Origin of the sequence: Streptomyces sp. NPDC048257, assembly GCF_043201855.1 — a bacterium.
In the GTDB taxonomy this organism is placed as follows: Bacteria; Actinomycetota; Actinomycetes; order Streptomycetales; family Streptomycetaceae; genus Streptomyces.
Window position 1 is genome coordinate 111,258 of the sequence record NZ_JBICZI010000001.1, and the last position, 15,099, is coordinate 126,356.

Sequence of the window (15,099 nt, forward strand, 5' to 3'; positions counted from 1 at the left end):
GCTAGTCCACGTCATCCGTCGCGCTGCCCGAGGACGAACCGGCCGGTCAGGTGGGCGGCGGCCGTCCAGGCCAGCACGATCAGGATCGCGGCCGCGGGAGGGTAGGGGGCATCACCGTCGGCGAGCATGAAGTGGCCGCCGGCGGACTGCGGCAGGTAGTCGTTCACCGTCAGGAGGAAGGGGCCGCCCAGTCCGGTGCAGATGCTGGGGAGGGCGGAGACCAGGGCGAAGACCGCCGACAGGGTGCCGGCCGCGGTCCGCAGGGCGAAGCTCGCTCCCACCGTGAGTACGGCGATCAGCGCGCAGTACAGGCCCATCGCCAGGGTCTGGGAGACCGCCTTGGCCGGGTCGAAGGAGGCGTGACCGCGAAAGGGGATCCAGGCCACGGCCATCCCGAGGACGGCGAACAGGACACCGGCGGCGAAGGCCACCGCCGCTGCCACGACCGCCTTGGCCAGCTGCATGCGGTGCCTGACCGGTACCCACTGGAGCGAGGTACGGACACTTCCCGTCGCGTACTCGCTGGTGACCATGGACATCGCCAGCACGATGACGACGAACTGCCCGAGGATGACGGAGGACACCGGGGCATTGCCGAGGGGCTGCACCGGCTTGTCGTTGATGCGGGCGATCGAACCGTAGTAGAAGGTGAAGACCACCGTCAGCAGGAGGCCGACGATCAGGCAGGCGTACGGCGTGCGGATGGACCACAGTTTGGTCCACTCGGCGCCGACCGCACCGGCGAATCCGCCGCCCGAGGGAGCGGGCGCGGTGCGTCGCGCGGGGAGGGTCGGGAGGGTAGGGGTCGTCGTCATCCGGTTCACACCTCGGTCGTTCGGGTCGCGTACTCGACGCTGTGTTCGGTCAGTTCCATGTAGGCCTGCTCCAATGAGGCCGAGACGCTGTGCAGTTGGTGGAGGGGTACTCCGATGCGGTGGGCGAGGTCGCCGATCTCCGCGGCGCTCCTGCCCCTGACGACCATCTCGCTCTGCTCAGTGCCGCCCGGCGGGTCGACGGACACCCCGTCGTAGGCACGCAGGTGGCCGGCCAGGCTGCGCAGGCCGTCGGGGTCTGCGGTACGCACCCGTACCGAGGCCGAGGCACCGGCGGCGAGCAGGTCCGCCATGGACGTGTCGGCCAGCAGCCGGCCCTTGCCGATGACGACGAGCCGGTCGGCCGTCAGCTGCATCTCGCTCATCAGGTGGCTGGAGAGGAAGACGGTACGGCCCTGCGCGGCCTGTGCGCGGACGAGCTCGCGCACCCAGCGCACGCCCTCCGGGTCGAGGCCGTTGACCGGCTCGTCGAGGATCAGCACCTTCGGATCCCCGAGGAGGGCGCCCGCGATGCCGAGCCGCTGGTACATGCCCAGCGAGAACGCCCCGGCGCGCCGGCGCGCCACTTTGGCCAGGCCCACCGTCTCCAGGACCTCGTCGACCCGGCGCACGGGGATGCCGTTGCTGCGGGCCTGGGCGATCAGGTGGCTGCGCGCCGAGCGGCCGGGGTGCAGGGCCTTCGCGTCGAGGAGGGCTCCGACCTCGCGGACGGGATGGCGCATCGACGCGTAGGACCTGCCGTCGATGAGTGCCTGGCCGGCAGTGGGACGGTCCAGGCCGAGGATCATCCGCATCGTGGTCGATTTCCCGGCGCCGTTGGGGCCCAGGAAGCCGGTCACCCTCCCGTCCTCGATGTCCAGGGTCAGTCCGTCCACGGCGACGGTGTCGCCATGACGTTTGGTCAGGCCTCGCAGGGTGATCACGGGTGTCCCTCCGGTGTGCTCGGTAGTGCTTCGCGGTACTGCTACGACCGTAGGAATCGCCCGGCCCTGCACACATCGCTCGCAGGTCGGCGATCGGGACCCCTACTTTCGTCGGGGGTCCCCCGACGAACGGCCCGCTCTCGGCCCGCCGTTAGACTGCGCCGGTGGTTCAGGTGCTGCTGGCAGACGACGAGGCGATGGTCCGGGCCGGCGTGCGCGCCATCCTGGCGAGGGATCCGGGGATCGAGGTCGTCGCGGAGGCGGCCGACGGGCACGAGGCCCTCGACGCCGTACGCAGGCTCCGGCCCGCCGTCGCCCTGCTGGACATCCAGATGCCCCGGCTGGACGGGATCGCGGCGGCCGCACGGATCCACCACGAGCTGCCCGGCACGGCGGTGATCATGCTGACCACCTTCGGCGAGGACGAGTTCATCGCCCGGGCCCTGCGCGAGGGTGCCAGCGGATTCCTGCTCAAGGCGGACGACCCGCGGGAACTGCTGGCGGGCGTGCACGCGGTGGCCGCGGGCGGCGCGTACCTCTCGCCGAAGGTCGCCGCCCGCGTCGTCGCCGGACTGCGCAGCGGCCGGATGGCGGGCCGTGCACCCGCGCGGCACGCCGTCGAGGGGCTGACGGAACGGGAGAACGACGTCCTGGCGCTGCTCGGTGCCGGGCTCTCCAACGCCGAGATCGCCGCTCGGCTGCGGCTGGTCGAGGGCACGGTGAAGGCCCACGTCAGCGCGATCCTGGGGAAGCTCGGCGTACGCAACCGGGTCGAGGCGGCGATCGCCGCGCACGAGGCGGGGCTGGCCGGCCGGAGCCGTTGAGCGGGGCCGGGCGCGTGGGTCAGGAGCCGGGACCACCGGCGGCGAGCAGCCGGCACTTCTCGAAGTTCATGCACCCGCAGGCCAGGCAGTCGGCGACGGCATCCCTCAGGGTCTGTGTCTGCCGGATGAACAGGTCCAGTTCGGGGAGCTTGCTCTCGGCGAGGGCGCGCCACTGCCGGGTGGCGCCGCGGTCGGCGTCGGTGTCCAGCAGACCGCGGATCTCGGCCAGGGTGAAGCCGGCCCGCTGGGCCATCTTGATCAGCGCGATCCGCCGCACGGTGCCGGCCGGGTAGACGCGCCGGCCCGCGGCCCGTTCGGCGGTCGGCAGCAGGCCGACGCTCTCGTAGTAGCGCAGGGCCGAGGGCCGCATCCCGACCTGCCGAGCGAGCTCACCGATACCGAGCTGTCGCACCCGCCACTCCCCCTTGACTTCACGTGCGCTTGAACCATGAGTCTGACCTGGTGACTCCCGCTCGGACAACTCGCCTCCTGCCCCCGGCCTATCGGCCACTGTTCGCCCATGCCGACTTCCGCCGGCTGCTGCCCGCGCTGGCGGCCTCCGATCTCGGTGACGGCATGAGCGTCGTCGCGGTGGCCTGGCTGGCCATCGAGATCGCACCCCCGGGACGGTCCGGGATGCTCCTGGGTGCCGCGCTCGCCGCCTACGCGCTTCCGGGAGCCGCCGGAGCGCTGCTCTTCGGGCGGTGGCTGCGCCGGCTCCCCGCCGCCAAGCTGCTGGCCGCCGACAGCCGGATCCGCGCCGTGCTGCTCGGCTGCGTGCCGCTGGCCTGGGCCGCGGGGGTGCTGCACCCGGCGCTGTACGTGGCCCTGCTCGCGGGTTCGTCCGTCCTGCACGCCTGGGGCAACGCGGGCAAGTACTCCCTGCTCGCCCGCATTCTTCCGCCCGACCAGCGGCTGGCCGCCAACGCGCTGGTCAGTTCCAGCACCTCGGCCTCGATCGTCATCGGGCCGGCCCTCGCCGGATTCCTGGCGGCGGCGATCAGTCCCGCCTGGCTCATCGGGCTCGACGCCCTGTCCTTCGCCCTGCTCGCCTTCCAGGTCGGGCGGCTGCGGGGCAAGGCGGCCGGAAAGGAGGAGAAGGAGGAGGAGGCCGGCGGGCCGGTGACGGAGGCGACGGCCGCGCCGGTCGACGCCGACCGGTCGGCCGCCGGCCTGCACCTGTTGCGCAAGCAGCCCGAGCTCCTCGGTGTCCTGGCCCTGACCTGGTTCTTCAACTTCCTCTACGGCCCGGCGGAGGTCGCGCTCCCGTTGCACGTCACCGACGACCTGCATGCCGGGGCGGGTCTGCTCGGGCTCTACTGGGCGCTGTTCGGAGTGGGCGCGGTGCTCGGCGGCCTGGCCGCGGGGGCCCTGCGGCGGTTCCCGCTCTGGCCGGTCACCCTGGGGATCGTCGCGGGCTGGGGGCTGGCCCTGGTGCCCTTCGGCCTCGGCGCGTCCGCAGCCGTCACCCTGGCCTGTTTCACCCTCGGCGGCCTGGTCTACGGACCGTTCACGGCGCTGTCCTACACCCTCTTCCAGGAACGCACCCCGGCCGCCTGGCTGACCACGGTCCTCGCCGCCCGCAGCGCCGCGCTCCTCACCGCGGGGCCGGTGGGCACCGCGCTCGGCGGCCCGTTGACCGCGCTCCTCGGGCCCCGGCGGGTGCTGGCGGCTTCGGGGGTCGCGACCGTCGTCCTCGCCGTCGCCGGGGCCGCGTTGTGGGCCTGGAGCCGGCGTCGGGCGGCCTCGTCCCGCCGCCTTTCAGGACCCGTTGCTCCGGCTGACGGCTGATCCGACCTCGTCGGCCACCATCGGGTCGGCTGTGGACGCCGCGCCGCCCACCGGGCGGGTCCGGGTCGGGCTGCCGCGCGGCGCCGGGGAAACGGATCAGGGCCGTGCGGCGGTGGCCGCACGGCCCTGATCTTTTCCGCAGCCCGTTCGGCGAAGGGGCGGGGAAACGGTTCTCCGGAGCCCGGTGATCAGACCGGTCCGTCGTCCGGCAATCAGGCGGGGGTGATGTTCTCCGCCTGCGGGCCCTTCTGGCCCTGCGTGATGTCGAAGGTCACGGCCTGACCCTCCTGGAGCTCACGGTAGCCGGACGCGTTGATCGCCGAGTAGTGGGCGAAAACGTCCGGGCCGCCGCCGTCCTGGGCGATGAAGCCGAAGCCCTTCTCCGAGTTGAACCACTTCACAGTTCCCGTAGCCATGTTCATGCCTTCCCGTTGACGTACGTCTTCCACACGGCGTGGAAGACGGAGGTGATCGCCCTGGTCCTACGGCACAACACAGCAAAACTGCCCACACCAAAGGGCACGGGCAAGGCACTTGGAACCACGACAGCTACCCGTGAAGGTACACGCCTGCACGCACTGTCACCAGGGGGAATGATCTCGCCTTCGCGGCGGGATTCAGTCCTTTCGCCCACACTCCGGGCGTGGCCGCCCGTAAACGCGTCGAGTACGGCCCCGGGAATGCCGTAGGGTGAGGTCTACCGACGCGGGGTGGAGCAGCTCGGTAGCTCGCTGGGCTCATAACCCAGAGGTCGCAGGTTCAAATCCTGTCCCCGCTACTGCTCGGAAGGGCCCGGATCCTCATGGATCCGGGCCCTTCCGCATTTCCTCCGCTGTCCGGGCGCCCTCTGCCGTGGCCCGGCAGCCCGCCGGATCCCGGGCCCGGCTGCCCGCGCCCGCCCGGGTCCACATCACCCGGTGGCCCGTTGCGCCGCCGCCCGTCCGCGCCCCTGCCGCCGCGACGATGGGTACCCCCCGCCCGCCGTGTGACGGCCCTCACAGAACGATCTGCCGTCCGGTGTCGACCGGATGCGGTGTGGCAGGCGTATGCCCGGTGAGAGGGATACATGGATTCGGGAGCGATTTTTGACCATCGAGGAGTTCGAGGAGTTCTACGCGCAAGCGGCGGGACGGCTCACAGGACAGCTCTACGTGATGCTCGGTGACCACCACGAGGCCCAGGACGTGGTCCAGGAGGCCTTCGTCAGGGGGTGGGGCCGCCGAGTTCAGCTGGACCGCGACGGCCGGCCCGAGGCGTGGATCCGTACGGTCGCGTGGCGGCTCGCCGTCAGCCGCTGGCGCGGTCGGCGGCGCAGCGCCGACGCCTGGCAGCGCACTGCCCCCGCCGGCCATGTGGAGGGGCCCGGACCGGAGGCGGTGGCGCTCGTGGAGGCGCTGCGGCAACTGCCCCTGAAACAGCGCCGGACCATGGCGCTGCACTACCTGTGTGATCTGACCGTCGAACAGATCGCCGCAGAGACCTCGCTGTCCGCGAGCACCGTCAAGACCCACCTCTCCCGGGGCCGGGTCACCCTGTCCCGCCATCTGCAGGACCCCCGCATTGAGGAGGCTCCCGATGCCTGAGTCCCACGACGACCCGCTGCGGTCACTGTTCCGGGAGGCGGCCTCCGCCGGGCAGTCCGCCACCACGCCCCCGCCCGTCTCCCTCATCGAGCGGCGCGGTGAACGGCACCGGCGGCGCCGGATCGCCGGAATCGCCGCAGCCTGCTTCCTGGCCCTCGCCGGATCCGGTGCGGTCCTGTCCGCGTTCCTGCCGGGCGACGCGGGCCCGACCCTCCCTGCGACCACCCCCTCCCCCTCCCTCCCGGTCCCGTCCCCGTCCTCCGCGCCGCCCGCACCGCGCAGCACCACGACACCTCCCTTCGACCCCACCGGGTCGATGAGCCCCACGCCGCCCACGTCCTCGACTCCCACCCGGATGGTGAGCGCCCCGCCGTCCTCGACCTCGACTTCCACCCAGGCCCCTCGCTAGCTCCTCAGCTCCTTCACCTTCCCCTCCCCGCACCACACGGCCCGCCGGCACCGGCCTGGACCCCGAACCAGGGCCGGTGACCCCGCACGCCTCCAGACGGCCAGGAGATCCCGACATGCCCGTTTCCGCCCCCAGTCGGCCGGCCGAGCTTCCCGGCTCGCCCACCGCCTCCACCACCTGGCCGCCCGTGTCCGACACCGGTCGCCGCCCCGGCCGCCGTGCCCGCCCGGCGCTGCTCCGGCTCGGCCCGGCCGACCGCGAGGTGCTGTGGCTCTACCTCCTGACCCGCGTCGGCGTCTGGGCCACCGCGGGCGCCGTCGGGTGGCTGTTCCCCGCCGACAGCGAGACCCGCAGGCCCCGATCTCTGCTCTCCCCCTGGCAGCAATGGGACTGGTGGCACTACCTCCACATAGCCCAGGACGGCTACTTCCCCGCCCAGGCCGGACCCTGGACGGCCGGCTGGGACAACCGGGAGGCCTTCCTGCCCGGCTTCCCCCTCGCCCTGCGCGCCGTCCACTCGGTGGTCCCCGACTGGGCCGCCGCCGGAGCACTGATCTCCTTCCTCTCGGGCGGCGTCGCCGTCCTGGCTCTCGCCCGTATCGCCCACCTCCATCTGCCCGACCTCGACGCGGGCCGCCGCGCGGTGGTGTTCTTCCTGCTCTCGCCGTGCGCCGTGTTCCTCGCCGCGGGCTACACCGAGGCGCTCTTCCTCGCCCTGGCCCTGCCCGCCTGGCTGGCGGCGCAGCGCCGGAACTGGCCGGCGGCCGCGGCCTTGGCCTGCCTGGCCTGCTCGGTGCGCATCACGGGGCTGTTCCTGGTGGCCGCGCTCGCCCTGCACTTCGTCCTCACCGCCCGCGGCCGCCGGGCGTGGCGCGCGGCCCCGTGGCTGTGCCTGCCCGTCCTCTCCCCCGCTCTCTACAGCTGGTACCTGCACACGCGGACCGGGGACTGGATGGCCTGGAAGCACGCCCAGGAACGCGGCTGGTACCGGGACTTCCACGCGCCGTGGGAGGCCTGGGCCAACACGTGGGAGGCCGCCTTCCAGCACACCCAGGCCACCGGGTACGCGTTCATGTGGCAGGCCGAACTCCTGGCCATGCTGGCCGGCGTGGTACTGCTGGCCCTGCTGGTACGGGCCCGCCGCTGGCCCGAGGCCCTCTACCTCGCCCTCACCCTGTGGGCCCTGGGCACCTCGTACTGGTACACCTCGGTGCCCCGCTCCACCCTGCTGTGGTGGCCGCTCTGGATCGGCCTCGCCGCCTGGAGCCTGAAGCACCCCCGGATACAGAGCGCCTACCTGTACGTCGTGGGTCCGCTCTCCGTCACGGTCGCCATCACCTTCCTCACGGGGCGCTGGGCCGGATAGGACTCCGAGCCCGCAGGTGGCCGCCCGCCGGTCCGGGGCTCCCGTGCCGCCGACTGGCCCGTCCGGCACGGCGGGCGTTCCATCGAAAGGTGGGCCTTGTCCGAGGGGCTCGTCACGGCAGGAGATCGCCATGGTCCTCGCAACCCGTGCGGCAGGCCCCGGGGACCTGCCGGAGCCGTGACCGCGCGCCGGGTCGCGCCCGGTTGGTGCTGCTGTGCGCCGCCGCACTGCTCGGCACGGCCCTGCCCGCCGGCGGCACCCGGGCCGCGCCCGCGTCGTGCGTGGCCTCGCCCGCACCGTCGGGCGGCGAGGCGAAGCAGATCCTGGACATCGCCAAGGCGGCGCAGAAGGAACTGGACCTGAACGGCGTCGTGCTGCGGGTCACGCGCGACGGGCGGGAGGTCGTCACGGGCGCCCTCGGCGAGTCGATGACGGGTGTCCCGGTGACGGCCGACATGCACTTCCGGGCCGGTTCGGTGGCCATCGTCTACATGGGGATCGCCATGCTGCAGCTGGTCGAGGACGGCAAGGCCGCCCTCGACGACCCGATCGCGCGCTGGCTCCCCGACGCACCGCACGCCGACGAGATCACCCTGCGCATGCTGGGCGCCTCCACCTCGGGCCTGCGCGACTACGTACCCGATCCGAAGTTCCTCTCGGCCCTGTACGCCGACCCGTTCCGCCAGTGGACCCCCGACGAGCTCGTGGGCATCTCCGCTGCCCACCCCCTGCTGTACGAGCCGGGGAAGAGCTGGAGCTACTCGCACGCGAACTTCGTCCTCCTCGGGGAGGCCCTGGAGAAGATCGCCGGCGTACCGCTGGCCCAGGTGATGAAGCAGCAGATCACGGGTCCGGCCGGGCTGGACAGCACCCTCAACAGCTTCACGCCCGAGATCGAGGAGCCCGTCCTGCACTCCTACGACGCGGAGCGCGGCAGGTACGAGGAGTCCACCTACTGGAATCCCTCCTGGACCACCGCCCCCGGCGCGGTCCTGAACACCCACGTCTGCGACCTGGCCCGCTCGGCCGAGGCCGTGGGTACGGGTGAGCTGCTCTCGCCGGCGAGCTTCAGGACCCAGCTCGACCCGGGCACGGTGGGCCTCGGCGGCAACACCCCCGGGTGCCCTCCCAAGGACTGCTTCCGTCAGCTTCCGGCCCGGCACTTCGGCTACGGCGTGATCGTCCAGAACGGCTGGATCCAGTCGAATCCCTCGTTCGCGGGATACGCGGCCATCCAGGCCTACCTCCCGGGCGAGCGGCTCGCCATCGCGGTCTCCACCACGGTCGGCCCCAAGGGTCCTGAGGACAACACGGCCCAGACCATCGCGGGCCGTATCGCGAAGGCCCTGACGCCCGGGAACTCCCTGACGGGATAGCGGTGCGGTCACCGCAGGCAGCACGCCTGCGGCGAACGGGCCCCCGCCCGGTCACCGGGCGCGCATACTCGGAGCATGGCCGACACCACCACCGTCGAGGTCGACACCGATGTGCACGACCGCCTCGCCGTGCTCGCCGCGGACCGCGGTCTGAGCCTGCGCGCGTACCTCGCCGAACTCGCCGCCGCCCAGGAGAACGAGGCCGCACGCGCGCGGGCCGCACGCGCCTTCGAGAGGGCTCTGGAGCGGCCCGGCTTCCGCGAGGGCTTCGCGCGCGACTTCGGCGGACCGGCGTCCCGCCACTGACGGGGCGGGCGAACCCGGCCGCCCGGGCCGGCCGAGCCCCGGCGAGCCGGGTTCGCGAAACGTACCTATGCTCGAGAAAGGGGCGCTCCGAGCCCTGGAGGACGGCTGTCATGACCGAGGCGAGCGATGCGGCCCAGGCGGACCGCGCCCTGAAGGCCCGGCACCGCGCGATGTGGGCGCTGGGCGACTATCAGTCGGTGGCCTCCCACGTCATTCCGGACCTGGGCGCCGTGCTCGTGAAGGAGTGCGGCGTCCAACGGGGCGACCGGGTGCTCGACATCGCGGCGGGCTCGGGCAACGCCGCGATTCCGGCCGCCCTGGCCGGGGCCGACGTGGTGGCGTCCGACCTCACCCCCGAACTGCTGGAGATCGGCCGGCACCTGGCGGCGGTGCGCGACGCCCGGCTGGAGTGGCGGGAGGCGGACGCCGAGCACCTGCCCTTCGCGGACGGCGAGTTCGACGTCGTGATGTCCTGCGTCGGCATCATGTTCGCCCCGCACCACCGGCCCGCCGCCGAGGAGATGCTGCGGGTCTGCCGTTCCGGCGGCACGGTCGGGCTGGTCAACTGGACCCCGCAGGGTTTCGTGGGCCAGTTGTTCGCCACGATGAAGCCGTACGCTCCCCCGCCGCCGCCCGGAGCCCAGCCGCCCCCGCTGTGGGGGGACGAGGAGCACGTGCACGAGTTGCTCGGTGACGCGGTCACCGACGTGGACTCCCGCCGCCGGACGGTCCGCGTGGACCGTTTCACGGGACCCACGGACTTCCGCGAGTTCTTCAAGGCCTGCTACGGACCCACCGTCGCCGTCTACCGCAACGTCGCCGACGATGCGGACCTGGTCGCCGAGCTGGACGCGGCGCTCGACGCCCTCGCCGCCGAGCACACGGTGGACGGGATCATGGAGTGGGAGTACCTGCTGCTGACGGCGCACCGCCGGAGCTGACCCCGCGAAGCGGCCCACCGCAGCACAGCGCCCCGCACCCGCCCCACCTCGCCGGTCAGTCGAGGACCGGATGCACCTCCGGGTGGGCGTCCCACCACTCCTTGTGGAAGCGGTTGTTGTCCACATTGGCCAGGTAGGCGCGGGCCGCGGCGCGGTAGAGCAGTTCCGCCTGCCCGGCCGACAGCGCCGCGCGGCTCCAGGCGAGGCGGATGCGGCCGATGATGGGGTTGCCGACGAGCGGGCGCATCACCGTACCCTCCCCCGACGGGGCCGTCGGCTGGCTGAGCGCGACCGCGCGGCCCGCGGCGATCAGGTCGTGCTGCATCTTGCGGTCGGTGATCCGGTAGCGCAGTGACGGGCTGAATCCGGCCTTCGCGCAGGCAGTGACAAGGGCCTCGGGGCCGCCGTCGTCGTCCTCCACCAGGGTCATCCACGACTCCCCGGCCAGGTGGGCCAGTTCGACGCGGTCCAGGACCGCGAGCGGATGGTGGGCGGACAGCCGGATGCAGAAGGGTTCCTTCGGGATCAGCGTCCTGGCCAGGGTTCCTTCCGGCAGCTGGACCTCGTGGTCGTTGACCTCCCCGTACACGATGGCGTCGTAGCGCCCGGCGCCGAGCATCCGCGCCAGCACGGTGACCGAGTCCTCCAGGTCCACGGCGATCTCCCGGCCCGACATGGACAGGTCCGTCTGGGCGAGGAGGCCGTCGAGCAGCACGAGCATGATGCAGCCCAGCCGCAGCGGGCTGCCGGCCGCGATCGCGCGCGCCTCCGCTCCCAATGCGTCCATCTCGCTGAGGACGCGCCGTGCCTTGGCGAGCACGAACTGGCCCAGTGCCGTGGGTTCGACCCCGCTGCGGCCCCTGAAGAACAGCTCGCCCCCGGTGACCCGTTCGATGCGGCGCAGCTGGGCGGAGAGTGCGGGCTGGGACACGCCGAGACGCCGCGCCGCGCCCCCCAGGCTGCCCGCCTCCGCGATCCGGCAGACGGCTTGCAGATGCCTCAACTCCAGCTGCATCCGGGCAGCGTACGAGCCGCGCCGCCGCGGCACCATAACGCGGACCTTATGCCTGCCGGGATGTCCCAATCTCGTCATGTTCACGCTCATACTCGGCCGCGAACGAACACCCATCCCCGAACCCCCCACGATCGGAGTGGACGTTGCATCCCAGCAGATGGACGGCGGCCGTGGCAGCGATGGCGCTGACCGCGAGCCTTGCCGGCGCCCTGGCCGGGACGGCATCGGCGGCGCAACAGGCGCAGCCCTCCCCGTCACAGAAGGACACACCGGCCGCACGTGCGGTCGCAGCGGCCGACCAGGCCGTCGACAGCGGCCTCGACTCCCTGGTCAACTCCGCCCAGGAACAGTACGAACGACGGCTCGTCACCCCCTGGGTGAAGGACCTCTATTCCGTCTCGTACGAGCGCAGCTACCGCGGCCTGCCGGTCGTGGGCGGCGATGCGGTCGTGCTCGCGGACGGCACCGGCAAGGTGCGCGCGCTCCAGTCCGCCTCCTCCGTGCGCATCGACGTCTCCACCCGGGCGTCGGTCTCCGCGAGGGACGCCGAGTCCACCGCGCGGGCGAAACTCACCTCGGTCGACAAGGTGGAGAACAGCCGGCTGGTGGTCCGGCTCAAGGACGACAAGGCGGTGCTGGCCTGGGAAACCGTGCTGAGCGGCCGTACCAAGACCGCACCCAGCAGGCTGCACGTCTTCGTGGACGCGCGGAGCGGTGCCTTCGTCGACAGTTACGACGAGGTGGTCGCCGGCACCGGCAACAGCAAGTGGAACGGACCGGGCCCGCTCACCATCGACACCACCAACTCGGGCTCCACGTACACCCTGCGCGACCCGAACCGGACCGGCCTGAGCTGCGCCGACTACAGCACCGGCACGGTCTTCACGAAGTCCTCCGACTCCTGGGGCACCGGCAACCCCACGAGCAGGGAAACCGGCTGCGTGGACCTGATGTTCGCCGCGCAGAAGCAGTGGGACATGCTCTCCCAGTGGCTGGGCCGCAACGGCGTCAGCGGCAACGGCCGCAGCTTCCCGGCCAAGGTCGGTCTGAGCGACCTCAATGCCTACTGGGACGGCAGCTCGGTCACCATCGGGCGCAACAGCGCCAACGAGTGGATCGCCGGCATCGACGTGGTGGCCCACGAGTACGGGCACGCCATCGACTCCAACACCCCGGGCGGCACCAGCGGCCAGGAGTCCGGGCTCGGCGAGGCCACCGGCGACATCTTCGGCGCGCTGACCGAGGCCTTCGCCAACGAGCCGGCCCCGTACGACACCCCTGACTACACGGTCGGCGAGGTCATCAACCTCCAGGGCCGGGGCCCGATCCGGAACATGTACAACCCGCCGGCCGTCAACAACGACCCGGCCTGCTACAGCTCCGCGATACCCGGCACGGAGGTGCACGCGGCGGCCGGCCCGCTGAACCACTGGTTCTACCTGCTGGCCGAGGGCACCAGCCCGGGCGGCGGCAAGCCCAACAGCAGCACCTGCAACGGGTCCACGCTGACCGGTGTGGGCGTGCAGAACGCCGGCAAGATCTTCTACGGCGGCATGCTGCTCAAGACCAGCAGCATGTCCTACAAGAAGTACCGTACGGCGACGCTGAGTTCCGCCAAGTCGCTGGACACCAGCTGTGACCTCTTCAACAAGACCAAGGGCGCCTGGGACGCGATCAGCGTGCCCGCCCAGTCCGCCGATCCGACCTGTACCCCGAGCGGCCAGAACAACGACTTCTCGATGTCGCTGAACCCGTCGTCGGGCACCGTCCAGCAGGGCGGCTCCGTCACCACCACGGTCGGCACCGCCGTCACCACCGGCACCGCCCAGTCGGTGACCCTGTCCGCCACCGGCCTGCCGGCCGGAGTGAGTGCCTCCTTCAACCCGGCCACCGTGCAGTCCGGCCAGTCCTCGGTGCTGACCCTGACCGCCACCGCCAACGCGGCGCCCGGCGCGTCCACGATCGTCGTCAAGGGCCAGGGCACGACCCTCTCCCACACGGTCGACTACTCGCTCAACGTCGGCGGCACCCAGCCCGGCAACGACCCGCCGGACATCAACGTCGCCAACGTGCAGGCGCACCTGACCCAGTTCAACACCATCGCGAGCCAGAACGGCGGCCACCGCCGTGCGGGCAGCGCCGGCTACACCCAGTCGCTGGCCTACGTGAAGGGCAAGCTGCAGGCCGCCGGTTACACCGTCACCGAGCAGAACTGCTCCTCCTGCACCTACCCGTCGAACAACCTGATCGCCGACTGGCCGGGCGGCCCCGCCGACCAGACCGTCATGTTCGGCGCCCACCTCGACGGCGTCTCCGCCGGCCCCGGCATCAACGACAACGGCTCGGGCTCCGCCACCCTGCTGGAGAACGCCCTCGTCCTCGCCCAGAAGAACCCGACGATGACCAAGCACGTGCGCTTCGCGTGGTGGACGGACGAGGAGCAGGGCCTCAACGGCTCCCGGTTCTACGTCAACCAGCTGAGCAGCGCCCAGCGTTCGGCCATCAAGGGCTACTACAACTTCGACATGGTCGGCTCCACCAACGGCGGCTACTTCATCAACAACGTCAACTCCGCCACCGCCGCGCCGCTGAAGGCGTACTGGACCTCCCTGAACCTGGCGCCCGAGGAGAACACCGAAGGCCAGGGCCGCAGCGACGACTACTCCTTCCAGCAGGCCGGCATCCCCACCTCCGGCTACGCGGCCGGCGCCAGCGCCCGCAAGACCTCGGCGCAGGCGACGAAGTGGGGCGGCACGGCCAACGCCGCCTACGACCCCTGCTACCACAGCTCCTGCGACACCACGAACAACATCAACGCCACGGTGCTGAACCGCAGCGCCGACGGTGTCGCCTACGCCGTCTGGAAGCAGGCGGTGGGCGGTGAGACCCCCGCGCAGGACTTCTCCATCGGCGTCAGCCCGTCCGCGGGCAGCGCGGCCCCCGGCGGCTCCGCCTCCGCCACCGTCAACACCGCGACCGTGAGCGGCGCCGCCCAGACCGTCGCGCTCGCCGTCTCCGGCGCCCCGAACGGTGTGACGGCAACGCTCAGCCCGGCCTCCGTCCAGTCCGGCAGCTCCTCGGCCCTGTCCGTCCAGGTCGGGGCGAGCACCGCGCCCGGCACCTACACCCTGACGATCACCGGTTCCGGCACCGTCAGCCACACCACCACCTACACGCTCACCGTCACCGGTGGCGGCACCTGCACCCCGCGCCAGGTCGTGGTCAACGGCGGCTTCGAGAGCGGCGCCACCCCGTGGAGTGCGACCACGGGTGTCATCACCAACCAGTCCGGCCAGGCCCCGCACGGCGGCAGCTACAAGGCGTGGCTGAACGGGTACGGCTCCACCCACACGGACAGCGCCTCCCAGACGCTGACCATCCCGTCGGGCTGCTCCACGTACCGGCTCGGCTTCTTCCTGCACATCGACACGGACGAGGACGAGAACGTCGTCTACGACCGGTTCACCGTCCAGGTGGGCGGCCAGACCCTGGAGACCCTCTCCAACCTGAACGCGAACTCCGGCTACGCGGAGAAGTCCTACGACCTCTCGCAGTTCGCCGGTCAGAGCGTCACCCTGAAGTTCAGCGGCACGGAGGACCAGTCCCTGCAGACCTCCTTCGTCGTGGACGACGTCACCCTCCAGGTGAGCTGACGCCCACCCGGCCTCCCGCCCCACAGCACCAGCAGCCCGGCCCGGCCCTCCGCACCACGGGGACCGGGCCGGGCCCGTG

14 protein-coding genes and 1 tRNA gene are annotated in these 15,099 nt (G+C 71.9%); 10 read left to right on the forward strand and 5 right to left on the reverse strand.

Going from position 1 to position 15,099, the window contains the following annotated elements:
- Positions 1 to 11: 11 nt before the first annotated feature.
- On the reverse strand, positions 12 to 815 hold the full coding sequence (locus tag ACGFZK_RS00510) for an ABC transporter permease (protein ID WP_393846612.1): 804 nt from the start codon (positions 813 to 815) through the stop codon (positions 12 to 14).
- 5 nt (positions 816 to 820) lie between these two features.
- On the reverse strand, positions 821 to 1,756 hold the full coding sequence (locus tag ACGFZK_RS00515; protein WP_393846613.1) for an ABC transporter ATP-binding protein: 936 nt from the start codon (positions 1,754 to 1,756) through the stop codon (positions 821 to 823).
- 173 nt (positions 1,757 to 1,929) lie between these two features.
- Between ACGFZK_RS00515 and ACGFZK_RS00520 the strand changes: the two genes are divergently transcribed.
- Entirely contained in the window at positions 1,930 to 2,580 is a 651-nt protein-coding gene (locus tag ACGFZK_RS00520; RefSeq protein WP_393847250.1) for a response regulator, read from the forward strand.
- A gap of 19 nt (positions 2,581 to 2,599) precedes the next feature.
- On the opposite strand, the gene ACGFZK_RS00525 is transcribed toward ACGFZK_RS00520, so the two are convergent.
- A complete protein-coding gene (locus tag ACGFZK_RS00525) occupies positions 2,600 to 2,992 on the reverse strand; it encodes a MerR family transcriptional regulator (protein ID WP_393846614.1) in 393 nt (130 codons plus the stop codon).
- A gap of 29 nt (positions 2,993 to 3,021) precedes the next feature.
- On the opposite strand from ACGFZK_RS00525, the gene ACGFZK_RS00530 reads away from it, so the two are divergent.
- Positions 3,022 to 4,371, forward strand: a complete 1,350-nt coding sequence (locus ACGFZK_RS00530) for an MFS transporter (RefSeq protein WP_393846615.1) — start codon at positions 3,022 to 3,024, stop codon at positions 4,369 to 4,371.
- A gap of 212 nt (positions 4,372 to 4,583) precedes the next feature.
- Here the strand turns inward: ACGFZK_RS00530 and ACGFZK_RS00535 are convergent, their stop codons facing one another.
- A complete protein-coding gene (locus ACGFZK_RS00535) occupies positions 4,584 to 4,787 on the reverse strand; it encodes a cold-shock protein (RefSeq protein ID WP_030384970.1) in 204 nt (67 codons plus the stop codon).
- 288 nt (positions 4,788 to 5,075) lie between these two features.
- Here ACGFZK_RS00535 and ACGFZK_RS00540 point away from each other — a divergent pair.
- The 7 genes from ACGFZK_RS00540 (at position 5,076) to ACGFZK_RS00570 (ending at position 10,352) form a co-directional block, all read left to right on the forward strand.
- Positions 5,076 to 5,149 (forward strand) — tRNA-Met (locus tag ACGFZK_RS00540).
- Positions 5,150 to 5,417: 268 nt separating this feature from the next.
- Positions 5,418 to 5,954 carry a SigE family RNA polymerase sigma factor gene (locus tag ACGFZK_RS00545; RefSeq protein ID WP_393846616.1) on the forward strand — a complete coding sequence of 179 codons (537 nt, stop codon included), beginning with the start codon at positions 5,418 to 5,420 and terminating at the stop codon, positions 5,952 to 5,954.
- On the forward strand, positions 5,947 to 6,363 hold the full coding sequence (locus ACGFZK_RS00550) for a hypothetical protein (RefSeq protein ID WP_393846617.1): 417 nt from the start codon (positions 5,947 to 5,949) through the stop codon (positions 6,361 to 6,363). Before ACGFZK_RS00545 ends, ACGFZK_RS00550 begins: the two co-directional genes overlap by 8 nt.
- Positions 6,364 to 6,478: 115 nt before the next feature.
- Positions 6,479 to 7,729, forward strand: coding sequence for a mannosyltransferase family protein (locus ACGFZK_RS00555; RefSeq protein ID WP_393846618.1), 1,251 nt, complete (start codon positions 6,479 to 6,481; stop codon positions 7,727 to 7,729).
- Between the two features lie 206 nt (positions 7,730 to 7,935).
- Positions 7,936 to 9,105, forward strand: a complete 1,170-nt coding sequence (locus tag ACGFZK_RS00560) for a serine hydrolase domain-containing protein (protein WP_393847251.1) — start codon at positions 7,936 to 7,938, stop codon at positions 9,103 to 9,105.
- Between the two features lie 75 nt (positions 9,106 to 9,180).
- On the forward strand, positions 9,181 to 9,411 hold the full coding sequence (locus tag ACGFZK_RS00565) for an antitoxin MazE7 (protein WP_393846619.1): 231 nt from the start codon (positions 9,181 to 9,183) through the stop codon (positions 9,409 to 9,411).
- A 110-nt stretch (positions 9,412 to 9,521) separates the two neighbouring features.
- The gene (locus ACGFZK_RS00570) at positions 9,522 to 10,352 is read left to right on the forward strand and encodes a class I SAM-dependent methyltransferase (protein ID WP_393846620.1); all 831 of its coding nucleotides are present in this window, start codon (positions 9,522 to 9,524) and stop codon (positions 10,350 to 10,352) included.
- A 55-nt stretch (positions 10,353 to 10,407) separates the two neighbouring features.
- On the opposite strand, the gene ACGFZK_RS00575 is transcribed toward ACGFZK_RS00570, so the two are convergent.
- A complete protein-coding gene (locus tag ACGFZK_RS00575) occupies positions 10,408 to 11,367 on the reverse strand; it encodes a LysR family transcriptional regulator (protein ID WP_393846621.1) in 960 nt (319 codons plus the stop codon).
- A gap of 179 nt (positions 11,368 to 11,546) precedes the next feature.
- Between ACGFZK_RS00575 and ACGFZK_RS00580 the strand changes: the two genes are divergently transcribed.
- Positions 11,547 to 15,020 (forward strand): M28 family peptidase, encoded by a 3,474-nt coding sequence (locus ACGFZK_RS00580; protein ID WP_393847252.1) that lies wholly within the window; start codon positions 11,547 to 11,549, stop codon positions 15,018 to 15,020.
- Positions 15,021 to 15,099: the final 79 nt, after the last annotated feature.

What these genes read in the sequence shown, in the direction of transcription:
- ACGFZK_RS00510 (WP_393846612.1), bottom strand. Translation starts at nt 815, where the DNA reads ATGACGACGACCCCTACCCTCCCGACCCTCCCCGCGCGACGCACCGCG.
- ACGFZK_RS00535 (WP_030384970.1), bottom strand. Translation starts at nt 4,787, where the DNA reads ATGGCTACGGGAACTGTGAAGTGGTTCAACTCGGAGAAGGGCTTCGGC.
- ACGFZK_RS00545 (WP_393846616.1), top strand. Translation starts at nt 5,418, where the DNA reads ATGCCCGGTGAGAGGGATACATGGATTCGGGAGCGATTTTTGACCATC.
- ACGFZK_RS00550 (WP_393846617.1), top strand. Translation starts at nt 5,947, where the DNA reads ATGCCTGAGTCCCACGACGACCCGCTGCGGTCACTGTTCCGGGAGGCG.
- ACGFZK_RS00555 (WP_393846618.1), top strand. Translation starts at nt 6,479, where the DNA reads ATGCCCGTTTCCGCCCCCAGTCGGCCGGCCGAGCTTCCCGGCTCGCCC.
- ACGFZK_RS00565 (WP_393846619.1), top strand. Translation starts at nt 9,181, where the DNA reads ATGGCCGACACCACCACCGTCGAGGTCGACACCGATGTGCACGACCGC.
- ACGFZK_RS00570 (WP_393846620.1), top strand. Translation starts at nt 9,522, where the DNA reads ATGACCGAGGCGAGCGATGCGGCCCAGGCGGACCGCGCCCTGAAGGCC.
- ACGFZK_RS00575 (WP_393846621.1), bottom strand. Translation starts at nt 11,367, where the DNA reads ATGCAGCTGGAGTTGAGGCATCTGCAAGCCGTCTGCCGGATCGCGGAG.
- ACGFZK_RS00580 (WP_393847252.1), top strand. Translation starts at nt 11,547, where the DNA reads ATGGCGCTGACCGCGAGCCTTGCCGGCGCCCTGGCCGGGACGGCATCG.